We start from the raw sequence: 23,654 nt of genomic DNA on the forward strand, positions 1-23,654 counted from the left end.
CTCGGGACATCGTAGCGGGGGTCACAGGTCGCCGGCGGCGGCCCGCCGGGCGTCGAAAGACGGCAGCGGCCGCAACGGCACCGCCGCGGTGCGCGGTCGTGCCGAGGCCTCGCGCAGCCTGGCGCTGGCGTGGCAGCGGATCAGCTTGTGCCAGGTTGGGCTGGCCAGCGCCTCGTCCAGCGACGCCGGCATGCGCGGTGCGCGGTGCCGAAGCTCGGCCAGCGAGACCTGCAGGTCGTCGCGGGTCGGCTGCCACGTTTGCTGCACGGTGCTCGCCATCAGAAGGGCTCCTCGCAGACCCCGTGCCCATACCTCCAAGGCGGACCGCTACATTCCGCGGGAGGCCCTCCCAGAAAGGAAATGAGATGACCACCATTCGCCCCATTACCCCGCTGCAGCAGCTGCATGCCGCCATCCGCAGAGTCCGGCGTGACATCGATGAGAAGACGCTTCTTGCCTCCGTCAACGGCTCCAAAAAGCATCGCTATCGGGTCTTCCACTTGTGCCAAGAGCACCGACGCCTGCTGGACAAGCTCACGAGCATGACGGGTGCGCGCTGGGTGACGCGGTAAGGCGCGGCTGATCATCGTGCGCCTCGTAGTGCTTCCTGCGCGGCATGCCAGGCGACGTTGATCGCCGCCATCTCTCCGGCGTCGCCGCCCCGGTCCGGGTGCCGCAGCGCCGCGAGGCGCCGGTACGCGGCCCGGGCCTGGTCCAACGAGCAGGAGCGCGCGACGCCCAGGATCTCCCACCACTCGCGTGCTGCACCAGTTGCCGGCAGCGCCGTGAAGCCCGTGAAGGCCCGTTCGAGGATCGCGGCGCCGCCGTGGCGCTCGATCGCGCGCATGGCGTCCAGCGTCGCGGCGATCACGGCGAGGTTGTGCTCCACGCGCAGGTACTGGTCGACGGCGATGCAGCGGCGCGCGCCAGTCGGCTCCTGCCAGTAGACGGCTGCGCCGGGGTCTTGCGGCGCACGTTCGCCGGCGCGCGGCAGGCCGTCCAGGCGCGTGCGCACGTTCGTGCTGATCACGACGTCCTGGCGGTCGATGCCCATGCGCTGCAGTTCCTCAAGCACGCGGCGCACCGCCTCGGTGACCGTGAGGTCCTCGAGCATCGCGTAGCCGCCGTTGCGCTGCTGCCGGCGCTTGCCGAAGTGACCGGGCCGGCGGCCGCCGGTTGTGGTGCGCTTCCAGCCTTCAGGCCAATGCAGCGGGTAGGCGCTCAGCGCGTCAGCCATGGCGCTCTCCCTTCTCTACCGTCCACCCGTGCCGCCGCAGCAGCGCGGCCGCGGCGAGCAGCTGCGCGTGCAGGTCCTCGTCGTAGTTTCGGTTGATCTCCCAGACCGCGAGGTCGGCCAGGAAGCGAACCTGGTCGCGCTGGCGCGGGCCGTCCAGCAGGTTCCGCACCGCCTTGACCGACAGGCCGGCGGCATCGGCCAGGTCGCGCGAGGGCATCGCGCCGTTGCGGTCCAGCATGTCGAGCAGCATGGCGGTTCGTGTGCCGTCGGAAGCCTCATCGAAGCGCTGCCGCAGCCCTTCCCGGTGGCACTGACGCCGCGTCAGAGCCTTGGCGATCGAGGCAAAGGCGCTCGTCTGCATCACGCGCCTCCCTTCTCGTCCGTGGCGCCGAGGCCGAGCGAGGTGACCAGCGCCTTGAAGCTCGCTTTCATCGCCTTCAAGTAGCCCGCGTCGTAGCTGTCGCCGTTGGCCTCCGCGGTGGCGATCCTGCTGTCGAAGCCGTCCAGCAACTGCGCCACTCTTTCCGCCAGGGCGGGCCACGCCGCCTCCGCGTCGGCAATGACGGCGCGGGCCGTACCTGCCTGTTGCGTGAAGCCGTTGGCTTCAAGCGCCTGGTGCGCGCCTCGCAGTTCGGACAGCAGCCGCGCATTCACGGCCTCGGGCTTGTCTTCGGGCGCCGGCAGCGCAGCCTCGCTGGCGGCAAGTGCCGCACGGGAGAGCGCGCCGCCCAGACGGAGGACTGCGGCCGAGCTGCACTTGGCACCGGCCGCCTCCGAGTCGGCCCCTCGCCGCCGCAGGTCGGCGGCGTACTCGCTCAGCATGTCGACCGCCTGGGCCAGCAGTAGCGCGTCTTCCTCGTACAGCTGTGGCGCCTTCGGCTTGGCCTGCAGCGGCAGCGCCTGGCCGGCTCTACGCAGGACGCCGGGGTGCCTTTCGACGACCATAGTGAAACGCGGCTGGTGGAACCTCGACTTCAGCTCCTGTTCGCTCAGGTGCAACTGCGTGCCGACGTCGGTGACCACGCTGTAGAAGGGCGTTCCGTTGGCCTCCTTGCTGCCCGTCACCACGGCGTTCCCAGTCACGCGGCCGTCTTTCGTGCAGAGCTGTGCGCCGATGGCGGTCCAGTCATTCGTCATGCCGGCAACCCATTCGGGCTTCGTGGCGTCGAAAAGCTCGCGCTCGAAGTCGTTCAAGATCTCGTCGCGTTCCGCCACCTGCTCGGCCTGCGCCGCCTGCGGCCGGCCCATCTCCTCCCGGATCGCCCGGTCCAGGTCCTCGCCGTTGAGCACGACGTTGTCGGGCACGCGGCCGGCGAAGACGCCGCCCTTGGCCAGAGCGATGGTGTCCAGCGGGCGCGTGCGCAGGTGCTCGTAGAGCTCGGCGTGCTCGAGCAGCGCTGGAGCCGCCTCGGCGGCGAGATCGACGTAGGCCTGCGCGGTCTTGCCGAAGCGCCGGCCGCCCATCACCACCTGGAGCGTCTGGCGATCGAGCGGCCAGGCGCCGGGCGGCAGCGCCGCGATCGCGGCGCGAAGCCGCGGGATCAGGATCGAGAGGTCAGATGCCATCTTGGGCCTCCTGGGTGTTGTCGCTCTTCGCCGCCGCCTTGACGGCCGCCGCCTGGTAGCCGGCGATCCAGCCGTCATGCGCCGCGGCGCGGGTCGCGACTTCGGGCGACTTGCAGAAGAGCAGGGTGTGCTTGATCAGCTCGTCGAGGTCCTTCTCGGCGGGCTTGGGGTCGCCGTGCTGGTCCAGCTCGGCGAGCAGCGCCGGCGCGGCCTGGGTGGCCGCTTCGATGAAGCGGCGCAGAGCGCGGCCGACGGCGACGCCCTCCAGCGCACGCTGCACCGCCGCCGTCGCCTGCGTTGCGCCGCCCGGGAAGGCCGCGAGGACCTGGCGCAGCTCCGGGAGCAGGATCGACAGGTCAGTCGGCATTCGAGGCCTCGCCGCCGGGGATCACCAGATCGATCTGGCTGGGGAACAGCAGATGCTCGGCGCCGCCTTCGTCGGTGCACAGCACCATCCCCGCAGGGCCGACCTGCTGGTAAACCATGCTTCGGCCGTCGCTCATCTTCACGACGTCGCCCCTGGCGGGAAGGCTCTTCCAGTTGAAACGGAATCCGCCCTTCGGGCCTCGCTCGACGGTCACCTGCGGGCGTGCGCCGGCGGTCTTCTTCATCGCATCGGACATGGATCGCTCCTCAGCGCGCACTGGCCAGCAGCGCGGCGGGTTGTTGATCAGCCTCGTGCGCGGGCTCGTCGCCCGCCTCGAAGGCCCAGATGAAGCGGCCGGCGCCGACGGCCGACAGCAGCGCGGCCACGACCGTGAGCCAGCCGATCGCCGCCGCGGCGGCGTTGAGCAGCCTCAGCACGGCGTCGTCTCCTGGTGCACGACCTCGGTGCCGGCGCGCAGGCGGCCGGTGAAGGGGACCGCCAGCGCGGCGGCGGGGTCGCAGCCGAAGCTCATCAACACCCGGTTGGCGATGCCACGCAGGAACGCGGCCTGCTGCGCCTCGGGCGCGAAACCTGCCGCAGCGATCCAGGCCGCGCGGCCGGCTTGCTCGACGAGCCACTCGTCCGTCATCTGCTCGCCGCCAGCAGGTGGCTGCGAGAGGGCGGCGCCGAGCGCGTTGACGGCGTCGACAGCCGCGGCGGTGTTGGCGTTGGCGCAGCGGCAGGCGCCGCTGCAGGTCTTCTTGCACATCGTGTGGACTCCCTCTGTTGTGCGGCTACAGCCGCGATGGCTTGCGGATTCGGGCGGCCTTGGCCGGGTCGCTGGGGACGCCGAGGCCGGCGACGGCGCAGCTGGCGTTCCAGCGCTGGGCCGGGTCATCGGACGTCAGCTGCAGCTCGCGCCGGCGGCGCGCCGCGCGCGAGGCTTCGGCGCGGGCGCGGCCGGCGGGCGAGGTCAGCTCGGCAGCGAGCTGGCCGCGGTAGTTCGGGTCGAAGGGGCTCATCAGGCGGCCCTCCGGATCGCTTCGATCAGCTGCGCGGCCTGGGGCGGGCAGACGGCGTTGCCGATCAGGTGCCAGGCGGTCGCTTCGTTCGCCGGCAGTAGGTAGCCGTCCGGCAGGCCCATCAGCTCGCGTCCCTCGGTGGCGAGCACCATCCGCATGCGTTCGCCGTCGACCACGGCCCAGCGCGCGCGCGTCGTCAGGGTGCCGATCGGTCGGTCCAGGCTGCGGCCTGTCTCGCCGCTGCCGCTGCCGTAGTACGGAGCGACGAAGCGAGCGCCGAAGCGGCGACGGCCCGCGGCAATGCGGGCCAGCGTGCGGGCGCTGCGTCCCGGGCGCTGCACCGGCGACCAGCGGCCGGCGGTGAAGTCGATCGCCGCGGCGGCGGGCCGGTGCTCGCGCTGATGCATCTGCAGCTCGATCGGATGACGCGAGCGCGTCGCGACGACGAAAAGGCGGCGGCGCTGCTGCGGGACGCCGGCGTCGGCGGCGTCGAGCACCATCGGCGCCAGCGCGTAGCCGAGCGCGTGCATCGCGGCGCACCACGCCGGGTAAAGCGCCCAGTTTGAAAAGGCCGGGACGTTCTCGATGACGACGACCGGCGGCCGGTGGACCTCGGCGCATGTGACGACGGCCCAAGCGGTCGCGCGTTGCGCGTCGTGGTGCGGGCGATCCTTGCCGCGCGCCGGGCTGTGGCCCTGGCACGCCGGCGACGCCAGCAGCAGGTCGTGCGCCGGCGCGGCGCGGAAGTCGGCCTGCTGCAGGTCCTGGCATTCGTGCTCGGTCTCGGGGTGATTGGCGGCGTGCCACTCGACGGCGACTGGCCAGTGGTTCGCGGCCCATAGCACGCGGCAGCCGGCCAGCACCGCGCCGGTGCTGAAGCCGCCGGCGCCCGCAAAGAGGTCGATGGCGCGCATCAGGCTGCCTCCTCGAACAGGCCGCCGCGGCTGCGCGCCAGCGCGGCGCTGCAGGCGGGGTTGAGCCATACGACCTCGGTGCGGATCGCAGCGCAGTCGGCGATGGCCCGGCGCTCGTGGCGCTCCCAGCCTTGCAGGGCCTCGTCGTAGAGCGCGCTCGGATAGCCCGAGAGCACGACCATGCCGACGGCCGCCCGCATCCGCTCCAGCAGCGCTGCGTGGTCGTCGTCGGACATCTCGTGCAAGTAGCCGTTGCTCCCGGTCTTGCCGGAGCGGGTGGAGTGCAGGTACGGCGGGTCGGCGTAGAAGAGCGTGCCAGGCCCGTCCATGCGGTCAACGATGCGCTCCGCGCGGTCGTTCTCGATCAGCACGCGCATGAGGCGATCGCGCATCGCCGGGATGCAGTCCGCCCAGGTTGCCCACTCCGCGGAGTTCAAGGCACGGCCGTCGGTGAGCCGGGCCCGAAAGCCGGTGCGCGAGACGCGCGTCGCGGAGTCCGACCCGTGGCCAAGAAACGACCGGACGACCAGCCGGTGCGCGGCGTCGACATCGTCGGTGGGCTCGCCGAACGACCACTCCAGCTCGGCGCGCGCATACGGCGTTAGCGAGCAGCGGCGCTGCAACTCGGCAGACTTCACCGGGTCCCGGAGCACGCGGAAGTAGTTCACGACGCGCGCGTCGAGGTCGTTGTAGACCTCGGCGGGAACCGGCGGCTTGAGCAGCAGCAGCGACGCCGCCCCGCCGAACAGCTCGGCGTAGGCCGAGTGCGGCGGGAAGAACTGCGCCACCCACGGGGCAAGCCTGAACTTTCCACCGTGGTACCGGAGAGCAGGCCGTCTGATCGCGGACATCAGGCCGCCTCCGCAAGTGCCGGGCGTTGCGCCGCAGGCGCCTGGTGCTGGCGCTTCAGGGGCTCCAGCATCCGCGCGCACTCCAGGGCGCACGCGATCGCGGTGCCCTGGTCGACGGCCTCCGCTAGCGCGTCCATCCAGTCGATGGCCTGGCGCGCCTGGGTCAGCTCGGGGCCCCGGAAGACGATCCGGCCGGTGGCCGACCAGCGCTTCACCACGCCGAGGGCCGTCTCCAGGTGCGCACGCATGCCGGCGGCGGCCTCCTCGAGGTCCGCGTTGTCGGGGTGCTGCTGGCGCAGCGCGTCCGCCACCAGGCTCCACTGCAGCGCGGCCTCGGCCAGGTCCCACATCACGCCGGCGTCGGCGCGGCCACGCGCGATTGCGTCGACGTTCGTCAGGTGCGCCAGCGCCAGCGCCTTGATCTGGTCGGGCGTCAGGTGCCGCCGCCGCGCCTGTCTCAGCTCCATGCGGTGCAGCAGCTCTTCCCGCGTGTGGCGGAACTGCGGGCGGCGGCTCATCGCGCGGCTCCCGGCAGCACGTCCAGACCAAACAGGCGGGCGACCAGGTCGACGACGTCGAGCGCCAGCGCGTCGAGCGTTCCGTCGTTCACGAGGTGAGCGTTGACGGGCAACCGGCCGAGCCGGTTGCTCTCGTGGTCCGCCGTGTCGGGCGTCAGCGCCTCCAGCTCGCGGCGGTACACGCGCACGATCAGCGCGCCCGCCAGCTGCAGCATCGCTGCCTCGTTGACGAACCGGACGTCGGTGACGACGAAGCGCGTCTCGCCGGCGGCCATCAGGTCCAGCATCCGCAGGCGCACCTGGCGCACCCAGTAGTCGGGATCGCGGTCGCGGGTGAACTCGGTCGCGTAGCGCTGCATCAGCCAGCGCGGGCTGCGCGGGGCGGCGAGGTCCAGGCCTTCGCGGCGGGCCCAGCCGATGAACGCCGGCTCGGCGCAGCGGCCGATGGCCAGAGCGCCCAGCGGCAAGCCCTTCGTGCCGCGGTCCTGCAGCAGGCGGACGTCGACGCCCCAGGCCTCGCAGATCTCGGCGCGCAGCGCGTCGGCGAAGGCGATGCGGCGCCAGCCGTAGCGCTCCAGCACGTCTGCGCAGGCGTCCTTGCCGCAGCCCGGCAGTCCGCACAGGCCAAGGATGGCCGGCGCGGTGCGAGTCGGCCGGGGGATCGTGATGCTGGCGTCCGGCTTGCGGGCCAGGTCGACGCCGGTGGTGTAAGGGTGGTTCATGGTCAAGTCCTCGGGGACGGGTGAATCAGCGCGCCGGCCAGAGCAGCGCGACCTGGAAGACGACCGCCATGACGGCACCGCCGCCGGCGACGCCGTAGAGCAGCCCGAGGCGAAAGCCGATGCCCCAGGCGGTGACGTAGTGGCGCTGCACGCGCTGGACGCTGGCCATCACGACGCCCTCCAGGCGCGCAGCAGGCGGGGCATGCCGAAGCGGTCGACGGCGCGGTCCTCAGCGGCACGCGCCGACGGCGCCAGCTCGCTGTAGGCCCGGCGGCGGCCGTCGTCATCGACGTGCACGACGTCGAAGCGCTGCAGCGCCGGGCCCGGCACGGCCGCCGCGGCGGTCGGGGACGAATGGACGAGTGCGAGGTGCATGAAGCCTCCCTGGTGGTGGTCAGTGCTTGCCGGTGGGCTTGACGCCCGGCTTGAGGAAGCGGTGGCAGAACAGCACTGCGGCGACGTTCTCGCCGCGCGCGCGGATGCCGCTGTTGACGTTCTTGCTGTCGAGGTAGAGCCGCGACCGGCTGGTCTTCAGCACTTTCTTCAAGTCGCCGAGCAGGGGCAGCGTCTGCCCGTGCTCGCGGGCGACCTCGTAGAGGTGGTTGAGGTTGACGGCGATGACGTCGTCGTCGCGCGCGTGGTTGAGCGCCTGGAAGTTCTCGAGGTACTCGAACACCTCCCAGAAGCCGGCGACCATCGGGTGGTCGGCGCTGATCGCGGCCTGACGCTCCACTGCCATCGTGTCGATCTGGGCGTGCAGCGCGGCGAGCTGCTCCTCGCTGATCGGCGCCACCAGGCGCAGCGCGTCGGCCAGCGCCTTGATCTGCGCGTGGTTCTTCGCGATCCGGGTGCTCTTCACGAGGCCCTGCAGGTGCGCCTCGTGCACCGGCGTGCGCTCTGCCACCGTCGACAGGACCTGTGCCTCGCGCATCGCGGCGCGCAGCACGAAGCCGCTCACCTGCTCTACCGGCATGCTCTCCAGCGTGATCGCCGCTTCGCGCGTCGCCGGCGTCTGCCCCTTGCGGTCGAAGTCCAGGTGGACGATCCGCTGCAGGATCGCGTCCGAGGCCTGCACCTCGTTGTTCTGGCTGATGACGATCGCGCCGCGGAAGGGCGGCTCATAGGTCTCGTTGCCGCCGGTGGCCATGCCCCGGGCCCGCACGCTGCGGCCATTGAAGCAGGTCTTCAGCTCGTCCCAGTCGAAGCTCTTGACGTGCGGGTTGTCGCCCGTGCGCTCGCGGTCGCTCTCGATCAGCACGACCGGCAGGTTGGACACCTGGGCGAAGTTCCGGGCCCGGGCGGCCAGCGATGACTTCGACGGGTCGAAGCCTTCGTAGTCGCGCCGACCGACGAGCTTCCACAGGAACTCGATCAGCGTCGACTTGCCCGCGCCGGCCTCGCCGACCACCTCGAGGAAGGGGTAGCTCTTCTGCGAGCCGCGGATCTGCTCGGCGAACAGCGCGCCGAACCAGAAGGTGAGGGCGGCCAGCCCCTTGGCGCCGAAGCAGCGCCACAGCAGGCCCAGCCAGTCGGCGCGGTAGGCCTGGGCGTCCCGGTTGATGCTGAGCGCGACCGACTGGTTGAGGCTCTTCAGCGCGAGCTTGTTGCCGAGGTCGAAGAAGTCTTCGGCGTTGATCTCGTGCACCTGGCCGCCCTGCACCGCGACGTCGCCCAGGACGTAGGCGCCGTGGGTGGCCGAGTAGCCGATGAAGTCGACGGTCTCGACGCGCTTGATCGCGTAGAGCTGCCTCTCCATCATCCGCTCGAGCATCTGGCTCGAGCCGGTGAAGACGGCGCCCGGCGCGATGCCCAGCAGGCGCTTTTTGAACTCCGCCGCGGCGCTGAGCTGCGCTGCGCTGAAGGTGTTCTTGACCGGCGCCGCGTCGTGCGGGAACTCGACGCGGAAGTAATACCAGCTCTCGTCGGTGAGCTTGTTCTCCTGGAAGTACAGCGGCACCGGGTAGCAGTTGGCGATCGGCCGGATGACGTGGCTCTTCTTCAGCGCCTCCTCGCGCAGCTCGTCCTCGCTGTGCTTGCCCTCGTCGTCTTTCTCCAGCTGCTGCAGCGCCCTGTTGAAGGCCTCGACATCGAGCCGGAACCAGTACAGCCGGCGCTTGAACTCGAAGTCGAACTCGGTGCGCGCGCCGCCGCTGTGGCGGTACATCAGCAGGCCTTTGGCGCTGGCGCTCTCGGCAATCAGCAGCGCGCCGTGGTAGCGGTACTCCTCGAGGTCCTTGGCCTCCAGGCGGCCGCGCTGGTGCAGGTCGTTCCAGTCGAGCTTGCCGCGGCCGGTCTGCGGGATCTGCGCGGCCTCGCACACCCAGCCAGCCTTGCGCGCCAGGTCCACGTGCTTGACGGTGAAGCGGCGGCCGGCGGCGTCGCCGTCCAGCGCCCAGACCAGCTTCAGCTCGACGCCACGGGCCGACACCGCGATGCGCAGGTCCTCGAGGCTCTTGTCCGGGTAGTTGTTGCTGCTCAGCGCAGCGACTGCCGGGATGCCGTGATGGAAAAGCGCGATCGCGTCGAAGATCCCCTCGACGATCCACAGTTCCCGGCCCTCGGCCGGCAGCATGCCGGTCGGCTGCCACCAGCGGCCCTTGTACGAGCTGCCCGCCTTGAAATGCGCCTTCTTCTTCCCGAAGCGCTCGGGCCTGTCGATGATCCGCTGCCAGTAGTCGGCGCCGACGGCGAAGCGGACGGTGGCACTGCCGGCGCCGCGGCCGTTGTCGGCCTCGGGGTCGAAGTAGGTGTCCTGGCTGTACCAGCCGTTGATCAGCGCGAGCTGGAAGCCGCGCCCCTCGGACATGTACAGGTCCGCCGCGGCCCGCGGGTTCGGCGGCACAGCCGGGTTCGCGGCGGCCTGGTCGCGCGCGCGCTTCGTCCAGTCGCTGAAGAGGCCCGGATACAGCTCTTTGACGTGCGCCTCGTAGCCGCAGTTGTTCAGGCGACCGCAGCGCAGCACCCATGGGTGCTCGGCCTTCGTGTACAGCTCGCGCTTGCCGCAGCTCGGGCAGGTGCCCTTGCGCAGCCAGCGCTCCTCGCCGGAGCCTTCTTCCTTGAACCCGAACTCGCCCAGCTCGCGCAGGACGGACTTGAGCAGGTCGGGACTCACGCTGCACCCGCTCCGGTCGCTGCCTTCGGCTTGTTGGCGTTGAAGCGCACGGTGCAGCGGCGGCGCTCGACGGTGGTCGTCAACTGCACCGCCTCGTAGCTGCCGCCGTCTCGGCACTCGACGAGCTTCCAGCCCAGCTCGAGCAGCGCCGCCTTGAGCCGCATGCCCCAGTCGCCGTCGAACATTGGTTCGGTGAGATAGACGGCCTTCTCGAAGGTGCCGGTCGTGCTGACCTGGCCGTAGGAGACCTTCACGCCCTTCGCCGCCAGCGCCGGACGGAAGGTGTCCAGCACCTGCAGCTGTCCAGCGAGGCGTTCCAGCACTGCGACCGCTGTGCGGTGGCGTTCCAGCTCGTGCTCGAGCGCCGCTGCAGCCAGGGGGGCGGCGTCGCGCCGGGCGAGCTGTTGCATGACGCCCTCGTGGGAGGACTTGGCGGGTGATCGGCGAGTCGTTGTCGGCATGGCGTGGATCTCGTAGGCGTGAGCTGATCCGCAGGGGCCTCCGAACAGGCCCTGCAGCGGGTGGTTTTGGGTGGTGTCAGCCGGTCAGGCGGGGCCTGCGCGGCTCGGGTGGTCGTCGTTCATCCGGTCGCCTCGAACAGGTCGCCGGTGGGGTCGCTGGCGGCTTGGCCAGCGGGCCATTCGTCGGCGCCGCGCGCGGGCGGCAGCGCCGAGATTTGCGCGGCGATGGCGCCGCGGCGGATGTGCGTCGAAAGCGGGATGTGCACGTCGCTTCGTGGCGTCGACGACAGGCCGATCGTGCGCACCGCCTCGACCGAGACGACGAAGCGGTGGTTGCAGTCGGGGTTCGTGCAGAGGTAGTCGACCTCGGTCAGCACGCGCGAGATGCGGCGATCGCGCTGGCCGACGCACCGCGCATCGCAGTGCGGGCAGCGGACACCGAGGCGTGCAGCGCGCGGGCGGCTCATCGGGTGCCTTCCGGCTTCGGCGCCGCTACATGCACCAGGTTCAGAGCGCGGCCGCGGCCGGTGCTGGCGCGCGCTGCGCGGCGCAGCCTCACCTTGGCCAGCCATTCCGCAGCCTGGTGCACGTCGGCAAGGCCCTGCGACTGGCGCACGCGCTCGAGCATGTCGAGGTCGGCGTCTGAGAGCGTGATTGCGTGCTCGGGCATGTGTGCTGCTTTTCGTCTGCCGAATCGGTGGCGGATCGGGGGCGCTTGGGGCGCCTGTATGCGCCTGGCCTCAGCCTTGGCGGCGGTCGAAACTCGCGGCCAGCACCTGCTGGGCCTCGCGCATCACGAGTTCACGCAGGAGCGTGCTGAGCTGCTCGCCCTGGTAGTTGGCCAGCGCAGTCAAGAGGTCGTGCTCGTAGTCGTCGAGCCGCAGGGTGACGCGGTTGTCGCGGACGCGCTTCGGGTCGGGGTACATGACTTTTTCCTCGGTGATGGCTACTCAGGGAGGACCTTCTGGTCGGCGCGGTAGGCCTGCAGGCCGCGCAGGAAGAGCAGCCGCGCGAGTGCGGCCGTCGACCGCGACTCGCGGGCCGCCGCTGCTTCCAGCTCGGTCTTCTCCTCTTCGAGTAACCGGAGCGCCACCGGCGTGCGGGAGAGCACGCCGTTGGGCGAGCGCTTGCGCGTCGACTGCGAGTTAGCGGGTGCGGGCATGCGGCAAGGGCGCCGAGGGCACACGGTGTGTATCCTCGTACGCGGTAGTGGATACACAACTTTAGGTTGCCGAAACACTACTTGTCAACAACGAAAGTGGCTTTGTGTCTGATCTTGCTGATCGCCTACGCGAAGAACGCGCACGACTCGGACTCACGCAGACCGAGTTCGGAGCCCTTGGCCATGTCTCGAAGGACGCGCAGTTGAGGTACGAGCGCGGGGATCGCGTACCGGATGCGGCCTACCTCGCCGCCGTGGCGGGCCACGGTGTCGACGTGCTCTACGTCGTGACAGGTGTCCGTTCGGCCACCTTCTCCGATCGCCTCAGCTCAGAGCAGGTCTCGCTGCTTGAGCACTACGCCGCAGCCACCGAGGAGGGCAAAGCGGCAGTGCGATACGTCCTCACTGCGCTCGCTCAAGTCGCAAAGCGCTGAGCCGGTGGCATGGTCGCCGGTTCGCCGTCGCACTCGCGGCGGCGTAGATCCAGCGCTTTGACGAAGGGAGCGAAGATGGCGCTAAAGCCATGCAAGGAATGCAAGCAGGAAGTCTCGACCAGCGCGAAGACGTGCCCGCATTGCGGGGTCAAGAACCCCACGGTGACCTTGAAGCAGCAGCTCTTGATGGTGCTCGGGCTGTTCATAGCAGCAGTCATTACGCCGACGCTTCTCTTCGGTGGCGGCGGGGGTGACCAGGCCAAGACCGCCGCGCCGACGAAGAGCGATGCGGACTGTCGCAAGGACCTCGCCTGCTACGCCGAGAAGGGCGTGGTGGCTGCCGGGGTTTACTGCAAGGATGATGTCGAGCGGCTGGCCAAGCACTCGGTGAAGTGGGTGGACGGCACCTTCGAGCAGAAGTTCAGCCACTACCGCTGGGCCGACCAAGCGCAGGGGATCGTCACCTTCATCGGGGATAAGGCCGAGTTCCAGAATGGCTTCGGGGCCTTCGCGCGCGTGATCTACGAGTGCGACCTCAACGTCGCAACGAACAAGGTGATCGACGTGCGAGCCCGTGAGGGCCGTCTTCCGCGTTAACCGCGGGCCCGGTTGCTGCGGCTGATGGCCTCGACGGCGACGCGCTGCAGCCACCCGGAGCGCGACTCACGGGCGCGGTGCGCCGCTTCGTCGACCCTGCGCAGCACGCGGGACGGCAGGGAGATGTTCACCCGCTCCACGCGGTCTTCCAGCACGCTCTGATCGACGTCGGCCAGCGCCCAGATGGCGCTGGCGAACCGCTCGCGTTCGCGGTGCAAGTCGATCGACCTCGGCAGCGGAACGTCGCGCCCTTCTGCTGCCGCTTCGTCGATCCAACGTGCGATCGCGGCGCTCGCGGCTCGGATGGCGTCGTCGACGCCGGCGCCCACAGCGCTGCAGCCCGGCAGGTCAGGCACCGTGACACGCCAAGTGGTCCCTGGCCTGTCGGGCTCGATGGCGATCGGATACTTCATTCTTCGCGTCCCCCTGCTTCTGCGCCTACGAGGATAGCCGCGTCGTTGGCGGCCAGCAGACGGTCTGCTCCGTCATCCCCGAAGAGGACGTCGGACTAGCAGGCGGGCACGTCGCCGGCATTGTGCCCGGCGCCACATTGCGCCCTGTCATGCGCAGGCGAAGTTGGTTCCGAGCCGCGCACGCCGCAGCCAACTGTGTATCCACTTTCTACATAAAGTAACGGCCACCGCACCGCCGAGGCAATGCCGAGTGCGGCCGTCATGCATGAAAGGGAACGATGAGCGTCAAGAAGACGAGCCCCGTCTATTTCTACGGCAGTAACGTCGGCGCCCGCGAAGGTAGTCCGTTGGGGCCGTACCTCCAGCGGCTGCATCGCGAACACGGCGCACACTTGCCCCCGGTACCCTTGTCGGCAGGGTTGTTCCAGGTCCGGGACCTGGCGAGCAGCGGCCGCACGACGTGGCGCGGTACGTTTGCCCATCTTCGAGACGATGCACCGCACATCGTGGTCGACGGTGTAGAGCGCAGGCTCAGGGTCGGGGACGACACCCGATTCGTCGAGAAGTGCCACTTCATGTACTTCGGCCGTGCCAACGTGATGGCATGGCAGTTCGTGAAGGGCATCGGTACCAACTCCAGGTTGCAGGATTACCTGAGCGAGGTGATTGGGGAGGCCGTTCTCCTGCCCTGCCGGATGAATGCGCCAGAACTTGATCGGGTTCTCAGGAAAGAGATCAAGGAGATCGAGTTCTGGTACCAGAGGTTGGGGGAGCCCGACACCGGTGCCCCAGAGTGGAGCAACAAGGCCCTACGGATGCTGTCGAGCGTGGGGGCCGGAAAGGCGAAGTTCATACTGCAGGCAGATCGCGGCGAGCGCTTGGCGCAGGTCGCTAAGCAGTACCTGATGCAGATGGTCCAGGGGACCGAGTTCTCGAAGGTGAAGGTCAAGTTGACTGACGAGGTGGACCCCATCGAGTTGTTCATGGCGCCGGTGAGGGACAGCCTGACCTGCGAGTTGATCGGCCGGTATCCTCTGCCCGACGACGTGTTTCGGGGGCTGTTCGAAGCCTTCAACCGACACTTCGACTTGACATAGACGACGAGGAGCGAACGTGAGGCCCTGGCTGGTGCCGACCCTGGCTTGTATTGCGGCAATGCTCGCCGCGACTTGGGGGGGAGTGCGTCCGGTGCCGGCGGACACCGAGAGCACGCGTGCCATCGCCGGCGCAGCCACATCGGTGGGTGCGACGCTGCTTGGCTTCATGCTTGCCGCGCTCGCCGTGCTGGCCAGCGTGAATAACACGCACCTGGTCCAGATGATGCGTCGCAGCGGTCACTACCGTGATCTCCTTGAGACGCTGTTCGCCGGCTGCGCCGTCATGCTGGCATGCACCGTCCTCGGCTTTGGCCTGCTTCTTGGCATCACTCCCTCGAAGCTCGTGATCAGCCTTCTGGTGGCTGTTCATGTGGGCGCCCTGGCTTCTGTCTTGGACGCGGGCCGCAAGTTCTGGCTCTTGCTCGCGCACCTCTCGCAGGACTGACGCCTGACCGCGCGAGGCAGAAAGGCGATGCAGTACCCCGTTGTGCTTCACACCGAAGATGGCGTCCGCTACGGCGTCACCGTCCCTGACCTGCCCGGCTGCTTCTCGGCCGGCGACACCTTCGATGACGCGCTGTCCAGCGTGCGCGAGGCGATCGACTTGCATCTCGAAGGGCTAGCCGAGGACGGTGAAGAACTGCCGGTGGCTGCGCCTGTTGCCAGCCATCTTGGTAATCGCGATTACGCCGGCGGCGTCTGGGCTGTTGTCGACGTCGATACGGGCCGTTTCGACGGCCGGGCGGAGAAGATCAACATCACCGTTCCCCGTCGCATCCTGCAGAAGATCGACACGTTCGCCAAGGCGAACGGGAAGACCCGCTCCGGCTTCCTCGTCGACGCGGCCGTGCGCGCAATGCGCTGAGCCGCCAGCGCGTCAGCCGACGTCCTCGACCGTCGCCCCAGCGGTTCCCTCGGGGATTCCGGTCTCCAGTTCGACGGCAGTCGTGAAGCCGCTGCTGTCGCTGATCGAGTGGGTGACCTTCACCGCCAGCCAGTCTGCTGCGTCGATCGGCGCCTTGAACCCCGCCACCTTCACCGGCGTCTGCGGCGCCAGCGCCGGCTGGCCGTGGGCCAGCGTCAGCTCGAGCGTGGCCGCGCCGCGCTGGATGCGCGCCCACTCGGCGCGGGCGCCGGCAAGCGCGTCTGCCTCGCTGGCGAAGGTGTCGGCCAGGCGCTTGGCGTTGGCGTCCGTGCCGACGGTGACGCCGCGGCGCTTGGCGCGCTTCGGGTCGTGCCAGTAGGCGCGCACGCCTGTGTAGGCGTCTCGTTCCGCCGCATGCCACCGGTGCGTGTCGCCGTCGGAACGCCTGATCGTCAGCTGCTGCATCGGCGCGCCGGCGGCGCTGCGGGCGCCGACGATCGGGAGGAAGAGGAGCCGCGCCGCTTTCACCGTCGCGACCGCGTCGTAGCGCCGCGCCAGGCGGTTGATGAAGGCAATGTCGCTCTCCTGCGTCTGGTCCACGTGCGCGATTGCGCGGCTGGCCAGCGCATCGGCCACCTTGGCTTCCAGCGAATGCCGCTTCGCGACCGTGGCGACGATCGCGCCCAACGTCGTGCCATGCCAGGAGGCATCCCGGCGCGTGCGCAGAGTGCCGGACAGCTCGGCACTGCGACCACGGATCACCACTTTGTCCGGCGGTCCGCTGTGCTCGGCCTCGTCGACGATGAACGTGCCCTTGTCGACCAGCGGCTGCCCGGCCCAGCCGATGGCGAGGGTGAGCGTCACCCCGCGCCGCGGGATCTCGAGCTGGCCGTCGTGGTCGGTCAGCTCCAGGTCGAGCTGGTCAGCCTGGCCGCCGCGGCACTCGGTGAGCGTGAGGCTGCCCAAGCGTGGCTCGATGGCCCGCGTGATGTCGCGGCCGCCCAGGCTGATGCGGTAGTCGGGCGCCCGCAGCGCCGCCTGCTGCTCGCCGCTCATGACGTCGTCGCGGTGCGCTGCCCGATCGAGTCGGTCAGGTCGTCGTCGAAGCGCTGCAGCGTGATGCCGAACTCGATGCGTCGCGCGACGCCGGTGTCGGTGAAAAGCGTGCGGGTCTCGCTGATGTCCTCGATCACGTAGGCGCCGAAGACGCGGCCGGCGCCGTCGACGAGCGGCCAGGCCTTGCCGCTGTTGGCCATCTCGCGCAGCTGGTCGAGCGACGCCGCCTTGCCGGCGAACTCGGGCACGACGACGCCGGACAGCGTGATCGTGTCGTCGCCGGGACCGACGTACTGGCGGCCGGCGCGCGCGCCGACGCGGGCGTTGCTGGCGTGTCGCCAAGCGGTCCTGCGCTGCAACTCCTGGTAGGCCAGCGTCTGCAGCGAGAAGACGAACTGGCCGAGGCCCATCATCATGGTCGGGTCTCCGGTGTCAGTAGTCGGTGAGCGTGGAGCGCCGGCGCGATCTGGCAGCCGCGTCGCGGCGGTCCAGCTCGGCGGACACAGCCCGGGCGATCGCCTGGGGGTCCATGCCGGGCAATGGGTAGATCGCGATCTGGTGCGGTCCGCCAGCGCCGGCCGCGGTGGCGCCGCGGCTCCCCGCGGTGAGCGGCGCGGTCCGCTGCGTGCTGGCCTTTGCGGTCCCGGCGCTTGCCGTGGGTGCGCCTTCCCCGGCAGCTTCGGCCAAGCCGAGGGCCGCACGGCGCACGTCCGCCTGGCCCTGCTCGATGCCGATGGCCGCCCCGGCTGCGACATCGCCGCCGGCGGCGATGAAGACCCGGCTCGGGCTCTTGATGCCGAGCTTTGCCTTGAACCAGTTCAGCGCGACGTCGGCGACGCCGCCCACGGCCTCTCGGACAGCCGCGATCGAGTTGGTGATGCCGTTGGCCAGGCCCAGGACGATCTCGCGCCCAGCGGCCGCGAACCGCGCCGGCAGGGTCGTGAAGAGCGTGCCCACACGGTCCCAGTTGCTGTACAGCAGCCAGGCGCCGGCGGCCAGGGCGGCCACGGCCAGCATGACCGGGTTGGCCAGCATCGCGCGGCCCAGCATCAGCATCGCCGAGCCGATGCCCTGGATGACACCCATCAGGATCGGCCCCTGCAGGCCGAGCATCGCCCAGCTGTAGCGCAGAAGGGCGAGAGGGCCCAGCACCGAAGCGACGGCCAGAAGCAGGCCGCCGGTCACGACGAGCAGCACGCCGACGACGGCGCCGGTCTTCAGGATCGCCGCGGTGAGCTGCGGGTGCGCGTTGGTCCAGGCGCTGACGCGCTCGAGCACCGCGCTGGCCGTGTCCATGACGCTGACGAGCGCCGGCCGCAGGCTGCGGCCCATCGTGCTGGAGGCCTCGAACATCCGGTTGTTGGCCATCTGCCAGCGCGCCGAGAGCGTGTCGACGCGCGCAGCGAACTCGCGCGCCATCGAGCCGCTGGCCTCCATGCCGTTGGCGAGCTGCATCTGGCGCCGCAGCTCCTCGGGCTTCGTCACCAGCTTGGCCAGCGTGTCGCTGTGCTCCATGCCGACCAGTTCGACCATGACGCCGACGCGCTTGGACTCGGGCAGCTTGCGGATCGCCTCGACGACGCTGAGCAGCGTGCCGGTGGCGTCCTTCGCCATCCCGGACTGGATCGCGCCGCTGTTGAGGCCGATCTCGGAGACGGCCTCCTGGAACTTCTTCGTTCCCTTCGTGGCGGCCGCCAGCTTCTGGGTGATCGCGTTGATGGCGGTCGCCGCAGCCTCCGGCCGCTCGCCGAGCGTGAGCAGCGTGCTGGCCAGCGCGGCGGCGTCCTTCGACGACATGGCGACGGTGCTGACGACGCCGCTAATGCGGTTCAGCACGTCGATGATTTCGTTGCCCTTGCTGATCGCGTTGTCGTCGAGGTAATTGATCGCGTCGGCCAGGCCTCGGATGCCGGTGATCGGGATCTGGAAGTTCTTGGCGACCTTGCCCATCTGCTCCGAGATCTCGGCGGGCACCGCGTCGAAGGCGATCGCCAGCTGCGCGGCGAGCCGGGTGTACTCGGCGAGCTGCTCGGTGGGCACCTCCATCCGCGCGCCGGCGGTCACCATGTCGGCGATCTCGGTCGTCGCAAGCGGGATCTCGCGGCCGAGCTGGTGGATCTGCCGTGCCATGTCCCAGTAGAGGGACGTCAGCTCGCCGGTGGGGCTGCGGGCGCCGTTGACCTGGCGGGCGATGCCCAGCATCGCGTCCTCGAAGCGAGAGTATTCGCGCACGGCCTGGCCGATGGGCGTCAGCGTCGCAGCGCCGGCGGCTGTGGCCCCGACGCCAGCGGCGGCGATCTGGCCGGCGCGGGCCTGGATCTGGTCGCGCCGCGCCGCGATCGCGTCGATCTGGCGCTGGCGCGCGGCGAGCGCCTGCAGCTTCGCCGTCTGCTGTGTGATGGCGGCGTTCGCCTTCTCGGTCTCCGCCGCCAGCCGCGCCTGGGCCTCGGCGACGTTGCCGATGCCCATGCCGTTCATGCGAGTGCGCAGCTGCACCAGCGCCTGGCGCTGGGTCTCGTAGGCGGCCGTCTGCTTGGCGATGGCGCGCTCCTGTGCCGCGATCTGCCGCGTGGACGCGGTACCAGCCGTGCGCATGCTGTCCAGCTGGGCTCGGAGCACCTTGAGCTTGTTGGTGGTCTCGGCGAGCGCGGCCTGCTGCTGGCGCATGCCGTCGATCGCACGCTGCTGGGCGTTGAGCTCGGCGACGCGATCGCGCGCGGCCTTGAGCGCCGTGGCGGCGCCCTTGGAGCCGCGCTCGATCGCGCGCAGCGGCGCCGTCGCCTTGTCGAGGGCCTGCAGGATCACCTGCAGGCGAAGATCGTTCGCCGCCATCGGTTCAGTCGCTCCGCTGTTCGGCCCGCTCGCGGGCCAGCTCGTGCCAGTCCATCAGCTCGTCGAGGTACATGGCCGACATCTCGGACGGTGGCCAGTGAAAGACCACCGCCAGGTCGGCCATGACCGCATCAACCCGGTGGGGGATCAGGCAGCCGCCCGGGCCGCCTTCGGCACCAAAAAACCGGCTACCTCCGTGCCCAGCGCCACCAGGTCGGCCGGGTCGAGCTGATCGACCTCGGCACGGGTCAGGGTGGGCATCGTGATGCGCGGCAGCACCGCCTGCAGCGCGCCGACGTCCAGCTGCAGCAGGTGGGTCAGCGAGACGCCGCGCAGCTCGCCGGCGCGCGGGCGGCGCAGCACGATGCTGGTGATCCGTTGCTCGCCGTGCATCAGCGGGCTGTCGAGCTGCACCTCGCAGGTGGAGCCGGTGACCTGGGTCGGAGTGGTGGTGTCGTTGCTCATCGTGTGCTCCAGTGCTTCAGACGCCCAGCGCCGACTTCACGGCGGCCATGCGGTCCACGCCGCCGACGTTCTCGATCATGTTGACCAGGTCGATCTCGATCAGGACCTCGCCGTTGAGCGTGAGGCGGTAGTAGCTGATCGCGGTCTTCACCTTGATCTCGGTGTTATCGCCGGCCTTGGCCGTGCCGAAGTCGATCTCGGTGTGACGGCCGCGCACGACGATCTCGACCGGCGTGACGGTGTCGGAGTCGCCGGCCTCCAGCGCGCCGGCGAAGCGCAGTTGCACGCCATCGTGCTTGAGCACGCCGAACTGCGCGAAGACGCCGCGCAGGTAGCCGGCCGCGGTCCACTCCATCTCCATCGCTTCGAGGCCCTGGTCGAGCTTCACGGCGCCGCCCATGCCGCCGGCTCGGTAGTCCTCGGTCTTGCGGCTGAGCTTGGGCGGGACCACCTCGGGGATCTCTCCCAGGAAGCTGGTGCCGGCGTGGAAGAGGACGAAGTTCTTGAGCTTCTTCGGGAGAGCCATTTCTGTTCCTTCTGGTCAGGGTGAGGGGCCTCAGGCGGCCGAGGTGGCGACGCTGCTGGCGAAGTCACCGTAGTAGCGGTCGGTGATGCGCTGGCGGAAGGCCAGATCCTCGATCGGCGGCACCGGCGTGTAGTCGTAGTCGATGACCAGCTTCCCGGCCTTCAGGCGGTCAGCGGTGTTGATCTCCTCGTCCAGCCAGGCCTTGCCATCGAGGATGTAGCCGCCGGTCTTCAGCTCGCGCAGCTTGGCGTTGACGCCGTCCAGGATGTCGCGCACCGAGCCCGGCAGCAGCGGCAGGTCGACGGCGGCGAAGTGCGCCTCGGCGATCGTGTCGGCCAGGACCTGCGCGGTGCGGGTCGACGACTCGAAGGCGAAGTTGGTGTCCTCGCTGCAGGTCCGGCTGCCCCAGAAGCGGTAGCCGCCCTGGTTGATCAGCGTGGTGATGCCGGCCGCATTCAGCACGCCGGCGTCGGTCGACTCGCTCTGCAGGTCGAAGAAGACGTCCTTCGTGAGGCCGTTCGGCCCGTTGACGACGACGTTGGAGATCGTCTTGTGCCAGCCGAACTCTTCGTCGATCTTGGCGCGTAGGCCGAGGGCATAGGCGACGGCCGGCGCCGCAGCGGTGGCGCTCGCGGTCTGGTCCCAGGCGGTGAAGTCGGGGTAGATCAGCATCAGCTCGCGCTGGCCGAACTGCTTGCGGTACGTCACCGCCTCGGGGATGGTCGCCGCCCCGTGGCCGGAGGCGTAGACCATGCTGCGCAGCTGCTGGGCGATCGCTACGATGGCAGCTGTCACCTCCTGCGTGTCGAGGCCCGGCGCGCCCAGGATTCGCGGCTTGACGCCGAGCTGAGCCTGCGCCGCCAGGAGCGCCTTGGCGCCGGTGTACTTTCCATCTGCGCTGACGCCGCCGATGACGTTCGTGGTGGTCTTCGCCGCGGTCTCGCCCTCGGCGACGCGGACGACCACGACCACGGGCCGCGCCTGGTCCGCGATCGCCGTCAGCGACTTGGCCAAGGTGCCCCGCGAGCCGGCTTTGCTGATGCCGGCCCAGATGTTGGTGACCAGGACGGGCGTGTCGAGCGGGAAGACTGCAGCGTCGGCGTCTTCGGCCGTGGCCACGAGGCCGATGATGGCCGTCGCGACGGTGCGAATGGTGCGGGCGCCTTCGCTGAGCTCGAAGACGCGGACGCCGTGGTGGTAGGTGGTCAGGGACATGGAGGTCTCCAGGTGAGTTGGCGGCGGCGCCGCGGTCAGGTTTCGGTCGGGGAGGTGGCGTCGATCGCCGGCAGCTCGACCAACTGCTCGGCGGCCGCCTCAGGCGTCAGCTCGCCGGCGGCGACGCGGTTGATGACGGGCAGCGCAAACGCCCACACGCGGGAGCGCCAGGCGCGCAGGCGCACGCCGTCGGCTTGGTACTGCGGGACCGCAGGCTCGTCGGCGTAGCTGACGGCGCTCTTGATGTCGTCGTAGCCGGCAGCCTGGGCGGCTTCGTCGAGGCGAATCTGCACCGATGCCTTCAGGTCGGCGCAAGACTGCTCCAGCGTCGGGCCAGGCCTGGCGGTGAGGATGGGGCGGCCGTCAACGCCGGCGCTGATCAACTGGCCAGCGGACTGACCGTCCAGCAGTGCGCGATAGGTCTGCTCGTCGATATCGACGACGTCAACGGGTCGCGCGTCCTCGCCGTGGATCGCGTCGTCGTAGAAGCCGCCCGTGGATGCGGAATAGAAGATGCTCATGGTGGTGGGCAATCAACGGCCGAGGACGATGACGAAGGCGGTGGCGCTGTTGAACGCCGAGCGGATCGTGCCGCTTGTGGTGTAGGCCGCCGAGAGGGCGATGCCGCCGTCCGCATTCGTGGCGAAGGCGTAGGCGTAGGAGACGACGCCGCCCAGGCACAAGTTCGGGAACGCGATCGGCCAATAGACGACGTTGTTGCCAGACGAGAGGCCGCTGAAGGTGCCCCACTGGATGATCAATCCGCTGGGCAGGCGCTGATACCCGTTGCCCGCCAGAGACGCCAGAAAGTTCCCCGCCTGCATGAATGATTCGGCGTGCAGACCATCCAGCGTGTCGGCATTGCCGGCGCTAGCCGCCCAGCCTGACGAGCTCGCATAGGCAACGCTGAAGTTGGAGGGGCTGTAGACGTACATCTCTTTGCCGTCTGACCCGCCCCACACCCAGGGCGGTTGGCCGCTTTGCCCCGACCAGTTGAAGTTGATCGCCCCGCCGTCGGATCTCCGTGGGGCGGCACGATCGGCGCTATCCGCGTAGCCCGCGTAGGCGACATAACAGGGCGCGTGGAATGCGTCGCTTGAGTCATAGCCCCGAAGCGACCAGTGGGCGGCGCGGTCCTGTGACCAGGACGCCTGCACGCTGTAGCCGCTGTCGTCATCCCTGCGGTACAGGCGGTAGGGCCCCGGTCTGACCTGGCTCGTCCACATGCCTGCCTGACCCGTGATGCCGGAGGCGGACACGGCCCCGGCTGACCCTGCCGCCCCGGCGTTCACGGCGTATGCGACGCGCTTCTGGGCGTCTGCCGTGTTGTCGACGGCGTTGAGGCCGACGTCGCCCTTCGACAGCGTGACAGCGCCAGTCCTGCCAGCGACCGAAGTCACGGCGTTGGCCTGGGCTCCGGCAGAGATGCCGTCGAGCTTCGCCTTGTCGGCGGCCGACATGAAGCCGGCGGCTGCCGACGTCGCCGCACTGTGCTCTTTGCCCCCAGCGCCGACGTGAGAAGCCGGGGCGGCATCGTTGATGCCGTAAGCCGCGAGGGTAGTCCCCTTGTTGGCCTTGGCCGCGAGCGCGGTGTCGACGGCCGTTCGCGTGTAGGCGTCCTCGATGCCGTAGGCAGCGAGCGTCTTTCCCCAGGTTGCACGGCCCGCGATGGCCTGGGAGAGGATCGCCGCCACGGAGGCTAGGCCGAGGGGGGTTACCGCGCGCGCTGAGTCGTTGCCGGCGACAGCTTCGTCGGGCGTCGCCAGCTCCACGACGCCGGGGCGATCGGTGGTCGCCGGCGGGTTCATCCAGTCGGCGTTGCCGAACTGGATCGCGCCGGCCGGGACGGCGCTATCGACGAAGCGCAGGTCGGTCGACAGCAGCATCAGCGCACGGGCCGACTTCTCGACGATGACATCGGCCTGGCCGAACGAGCCCAGCAAAACGCCGTTGTCGAGGTACAGCCCGAAGCCCCGCACCGAGTAGACGTCTGCCGTCTCGTCGCGGATCGTGACGTGCACCGTGTCGTCGCCCACGGCGGCGCCGCTGATCGTCGCTAGGCGCTTGATTTCGTTGGGCACCGCAGCCAGGCCTGCGCTCGGCGCGAACGCGGTCGCGGTGATGCCCACCGACACCACCGCGCGCGCGACGGTGCCGGTGTTCGACGGGTTGACGAAGGCGGCGCGGCCGGCGTCGGTGAGCTGGAAGACGATGGCGGTCAT

37 protein-coding genes are annotated in these 23,654 nt (G+C 69.7%); 6 read left to right on the top strand and 31 right to left on the bottom strand.

Annotated features, from left to right (window positions below; translation table 11 throughout):
- Positions 1-21: 21 nt before the first annotated feature.
- Positions 22-279 (bottom strand): hypothetical protein, encoded by a 258-nt coding sequence (locus tag CKO43_RS00555; protein WP_200377484.1) that lies wholly within the window; start codon positions 277-279, stop codon positions 22-24.
- Positions 280-365: 86 nt separating this feature from the next.
- Here CKO43_RS00555 and CKO43_RS00560 point away from each other — a divergent pair, with 86 nt between their 5' ends.
- Positions 366-572 carry a hypothetical protein gene (locus CKO43_RS00560; RefSeq protein ID WP_200377485.1) on the top strand — a complete coding sequence of 69 codons (207 nt, stop codon included), beginning with the start codon at positions 366-368 and terminating at the stop codon, positions 570-572.
- A gap of 11 nt (positions 573-583) precedes the next feature.
- Here CKO43_RS00560 and CKO43_RS00565 read toward each other — a convergent pair whose 3' ends face one another.
- The 20 genes from CKO43_RS00565 to CKO43_RS00660 form a co-directional block, all read right to left on the bottom strand.
- Positions 584-1,237 carry a DnaJ domain-containing protein gene (locus CKO43_RS00565; protein WP_200377486.1) on the bottom strand — a complete coding sequence of 218 codons (654 nt, stop codon included), beginning with the start codon at positions 1,235-1,237 and terminating at the stop codon, positions 584-586.
- A complete protein-coding gene (locus CKO43_RS00570) occupies positions 1,230-1,598 on the bottom strand; it encodes a hypothetical protein (RefSeq protein ID WP_200377487.1) in 369 nt (122 codons plus the stop codon). Before CKO43_RS00570 ends, CKO43_RS00565 begins: the two co-directional genes overlap by 8 nt.
- Positions 1,598-2,803, bottom strand: coding sequence for a hypothetical protein (locus CKO43_RS00575; RefSeq protein WP_200377488.1), 1,206 nt, complete (start codon positions 2,801-2,803; stop codon positions 1,598-1,600). Before CKO43_RS00575 ends, CKO43_RS00570 begins: the two co-directional genes overlap by 1 nt.
- The gene (locus CKO43_RS00580) at positions 2,793-3,170 is read right to left on the bottom strand and encodes a hypothetical protein (protein WP_200377489.1); all 378 of its coding nucleotides are present in this window, start codon (positions 3,168-3,170) and stop codon (positions 2,793-2,795) included. The genes CKO43_RS00575 and CKO43_RS00580 overlap by 11 nt, the downstream gene beginning before the upstream one ends.
- Complete coding sequence (locus tag CKO43_RS00585; protein ID WP_200377490.1) at positions 3,160-3,426, bottom strand: hypothetical protein; 267 nt, start codon at positions 3,424-3,426, stop codon at positions 3,160-3,162. The genes CKO43_RS00580 and CKO43_RS00585 overlap by 11 nt, the downstream gene beginning before the upstream one ends.
- Positions 3,427-3,436: 10 nt before the next feature.
- Positions 3,437-3,607, bottom strand: a complete 171-nt coding sequence (locus CKO43_RS00590) for a hypothetical protein (protein ID WP_200377491.1) — start codon at positions 3,605-3,607, stop codon at positions 3,437-3,439.
- Positions 3,601-3,939, bottom strand: coding sequence for a hypothetical protein (locus tag CKO43_RS00595; RefSeq protein ID WP_200377492.1), 339 nt, complete (start codon positions 3,937-3,939; stop codon positions 3,601-3,603). The genes CKO43_RS00590 and CKO43_RS00595 overlap by 7 nt, the downstream gene beginning before the upstream one ends.
- Before the next feature lie 25 nt (positions 3,940-3,964).
- Entirely contained in the window at positions 3,965-4,192 is a 228-nt protein-coding gene (locus tag CKO43_RS00600) for a hypothetical protein (RefSeq protein WP_200377493.1), read from the bottom strand.
- Positions 4,192-5,106 carry a DNA cytosine methyltransferase gene (locus tag CKO43_RS00605; RefSeq protein ID WP_200377494.1) on the bottom strand — a complete coding sequence of 305 codons (915 nt, stop codon included), beginning with the start codon at positions 5,104-5,106 and terminating at the stop codon, positions 4,192-4,194. Before CKO43_RS00605 ends, CKO43_RS00600 begins: the two co-directional genes overlap by 1 nt.
- Positions 5,106-5,957, bottom strand: coding sequence for a DNA adenine methylase (locus tag CKO43_RS00610; protein ID WP_200377495.1), 852 nt, complete (start codon positions 5,955-5,957; stop codon positions 5,106-5,108). The genes CKO43_RS00605 and CKO43_RS00610 overlap by 1 nt, the downstream gene beginning before the upstream one ends.
- Positions 5,957-6,475, bottom strand: a complete 519-nt coding sequence (locus CKO43_RS00615) for a hypothetical protein (protein WP_200377496.1) — start codon at positions 6,473-6,475, stop codon at positions 5,957-5,959. The genes CKO43_RS00610 and CKO43_RS00615 overlap by 1 nt, the downstream gene beginning before the upstream one ends.
- Positions 6,472-7,197 (bottom strand): deoxynucleotide monophosphate kinase family protein, encoded by a 726-nt coding sequence (locus CKO43_RS00620; protein WP_200377497.1) that lies wholly within the window; start codon positions 7,195-7,197, stop codon positions 6,472-6,474. The genes CKO43_RS00615 and CKO43_RS00620 overlap by 4 nt, the downstream gene beginning before the upstream one ends.
- A gap of 25 nt (positions 7,198-7,222) precedes the next feature.
- Positions 7,223-7,366 (bottom strand): hypothetical protein, encoded by a 144-nt coding sequence (locus CKO43_RS00625; RefSeq protein ID WP_200377498.1) that lies wholly within the window; start codon positions 7,364-7,366, stop codon positions 7,223-7,225.
- Positions 7,366-7,572, bottom strand: coding sequence for a hypothetical protein (locus CKO43_RS00630; protein WP_200377499.1), 207 nt, complete (start codon positions 7,570-7,572; stop codon positions 7,366-7,368). Before CKO43_RS00630 ends, CKO43_RS00625 begins: the two co-directional genes overlap by 1 nt.
- Positions 7,573-7,591: 19 nt before the next feature.
- Positions 7,592-10,309, bottom strand: a complete 2,718-nt coding sequence (locus CKO43_RS00635) for a toprim domain-containing protein (RefSeq protein ID WP_200377500.1) — start codon at positions 10,307-10,309, stop codon at positions 7,592-7,594.
- Complete coding sequence (locus tag CKO43_RS00640) at positions 10,306-10,719, bottom strand: hypothetical protein (protein WP_200377501.1); 414 nt, start codon at positions 10,717-10,719, stop codon at positions 10,306-10,308. The genes CKO43_RS00635 and CKO43_RS00640 overlap by 4 nt, the downstream gene beginning before the upstream one ends.
- 170 nt (positions 10,720-10,889) lie before the next feature.
- On the bottom strand, positions 10,890-11,237 hold the full coding sequence (locus CKO43_RS00645) for an ogr/Delta-like zinc finger family protein (RefSeq protein WP_200377502.1): 348 nt from the start codon (positions 11,235-11,237) through the stop codon (positions 10,890-10,892).
- Complete coding sequence (locus CKO43_RS00650; protein WP_200377503.1) at positions 11,234-11,440, bottom strand: hypothetical protein; 207 nt, start codon at positions 11,438-11,440, stop codon at positions 11,234-11,236. The genes CKO43_RS00645 and CKO43_RS00650 overlap by 4 nt, the downstream gene beginning before the upstream one ends.
- A gap of 70 nt (positions 11,441-11,510) precedes the next feature.
- A complete protein-coding gene (locus CKO43_RS00655; protein ID WP_200377504.1) occupies positions 11,511-11,696 on the bottom strand; it encodes a hypothetical protein in 186 nt (61 codons plus the stop codon).
- A 20-nt stretch (positions 11,697-11,716) separates the two neighbouring features.
- The gene (locus tag CKO43_RS00660) at positions 11,717-11,932 is read right to left on the bottom strand and encodes a hypothetical protein (protein ID WP_200377505.1); all 216 of its coding nucleotides are present in this window, start codon (positions 11,930-11,932) and stop codon (positions 11,717-11,719) included.
- A 104-nt stretch (positions 11,933-12,036) separates the two neighbouring features.
- Between CKO43_RS00660 and CKO43_RS00665 the strand changes: the two genes are divergently transcribed.
- Together CKO43_RS00665 and CKO43_RS00670 are read left to right on the top strand one after the other, a co-directional pair.
- Positions 12,037-12,366 (top strand): helix-turn-helix domain-containing protein, encoded by a 330-nt coding sequence (locus CKO43_RS00665; protein ID WP_200377506.1) that lies wholly within the window; start codon positions 12,037-12,039, stop codon positions 12,364-12,366.
- Between the two features lie 75 nt (positions 12,367-12,441).
- Positions 12,442-12,963 carry a zinc ribbon domain-containing protein gene (locus CKO43_RS00670; RefSeq protein WP_200377507.1) on the top strand — a complete coding sequence of 174 codons (522 nt, stop codon included), beginning with the start codon at positions 12,442-12,444 and terminating at the stop codon, positions 12,961-12,963.
- Here CKO43_RS00670 and CKO43_RS00675 read toward each other — a convergent pair.
- Positions 12,960-13,376 carry a type II toxin-antitoxin system HicB family antitoxin gene (locus CKO43_RS00675; RefSeq protein ID WP_200377508.1) on the bottom strand — a complete coding sequence of 139 codons (417 nt, stop codon included), beginning with the start codon at positions 13,374-13,376 and terminating at the stop codon, positions 12,960-12,962. The two genes, CKO43_RS00670 and CKO43_RS00675, sit on opposite strands and share 4 nt — an antisense overlap.
- Positions 13,377-13,654: 278 nt before the next feature.
- On the opposite strand from CKO43_RS00675, the gene CKO43_RS00680 reads away from it, so the two are divergent.
- The 3 genes from CKO43_RS00680 to CKO43_RS00690 are packed head-to-tail and all read left to right on the top strand — an operon-like array spanning position 13,655 to position 15,338.
- Positions 13,655-14,473, top strand: a complete 819-nt coding sequence (locus CKO43_RS00680) for a hypothetical protein (protein WP_200377509.1) — start codon at positions 13,655-13,657, stop codon at positions 14,471-14,473.
- A 16-nt stretch (positions 14,474-14,489) separates the two neighbouring features.
- Positions 14,490-14,918 (top strand): hypothetical protein, encoded by a 429-nt coding sequence (locus CKO43_RS00685; RefSeq protein ID WP_200377510.1) that lies wholly within the window; start codon positions 14,490-14,492, stop codon positions 14,916-14,918.
- A 27-nt stretch (positions 14,919-14,945) separates the two neighbouring features.
- The gene (locus tag CKO43_RS00690) at positions 14,946-15,338 is read left to right on the top strand and encodes a type II toxin-antitoxin system HicB family antitoxin (RefSeq protein ID WP_200377511.1); all 393 of its coding nucleotides are present in this window, start codon (positions 14,946-14,948) and stop codon (positions 15,336-15,338) included.
- Positions 15,339-15,350: 12 nt separating this feature from the next.
- Here CKO43_RS00690 and CKO43_RS00695 read toward each other — a convergent pair whose 3' ends face one another.
- From CKO43_RS00695 to CKO43_RS00735, 9 genes are read right to left on the bottom strand one after another with little or no spacing between them, the layout of a single operon-like run.
- Positions 15,351-16,394 (bottom strand): phage late control D family protein, encoded by a 1,044-nt coding sequence (locus CKO43_RS00695; RefSeq protein ID WP_200377512.1) that lies wholly within the window; start codon positions 16,392-16,394, stop codon positions 15,351-15,353.
- Positions 16,391-16,810 (bottom strand): phage tail protein, encoded by a 420-nt coding sequence (locus tag CKO43_RS00700; RefSeq protein WP_200377513.1) that lies wholly within the window; start codon positions 16,808-16,810, stop codon positions 16,391-16,393. Before CKO43_RS00700 ends, CKO43_RS00695 begins: the two co-directional genes overlap by 4 nt.
- Before the next feature lie 16 nt (positions 16,811-16,826).
- Positions 16,827-19,226, bottom strand: a complete 2,400-nt coding sequence (locus CKO43_RS00705; RefSeq protein ID WP_200377514.1) for a phage tail tape measure protein — start codon at positions 19,224-19,226, stop codon at positions 16,827-16,829.
- Between the two features lie 4 nt (positions 19,227-19,230).
- A complete protein-coding gene (locus CKO43_RS00710) occupies positions 19,231-19,350 on the bottom strand; it encodes a GpE family phage tail protein (RefSeq protein ID WP_200232478.1) in 120 nt (39 codons plus the stop codon).
- 23 nt (positions 19,351-19,373) lie between these two features.
- The gene (locus CKO43_RS00715) at positions 19,374-19,691 is read right to left on the bottom strand and encodes a phage tail assembly protein (protein WP_200232479.1); all 318 of its coding nucleotides are present in this window, start codon (positions 19,689-19,691) and stop codon (positions 19,374-19,376) included.
- A gap of 16 nt (positions 19,692-19,707) precedes the next feature.
- On the bottom strand, positions 19,708-20,217 hold the full coding sequence (locus tag CKO43_RS00720) for a phage major tail tube protein (RefSeq protein ID WP_200377515.1): 510 nt from the start codon (positions 20,215-20,217) through the stop codon (positions 19,708-19,710).
- Between the two features lie 30 nt (positions 20,218-20,247).
- Positions 20,248-21,432, bottom strand: coding sequence for a phage tail sheath protein (locus tag CKO43_RS00725; protein WP_200377516.1), 1,185 nt, complete (start codon positions 21,430-21,432; stop codon positions 20,248-20,250).
- Between the two features lie 35 nt (positions 21,433-21,467).
- Entirely contained in the window at positions 21,468-21,953 is a 486-nt protein-coding gene (locus tag CKO43_RS00730) for a hypothetical protein (protein WP_200377517.1), read from the bottom strand.
- Between the two features lie 12 nt (positions 21,954-21,965).
- On the bottom strand, positions 21,966-23,654 hold the full coding sequence (locus tag CKO43_RS00735) for a gp53-like domain-containing protein (protein WP_200377518.1): 1,689 nt from the start codon (positions 23,652-23,654) through the stop codon (positions 21,966-21,968).

Source organism: Rubrivivax gelatinosus (assembly GCF_016583785.1).
Lineage (GTDB): Bacteria > Pseudomonadota > Gammaproteobacteria > Burkholderiales > Burkholderiaceae_C > Rubrivivax > Rubrivivax gelatinosus_B.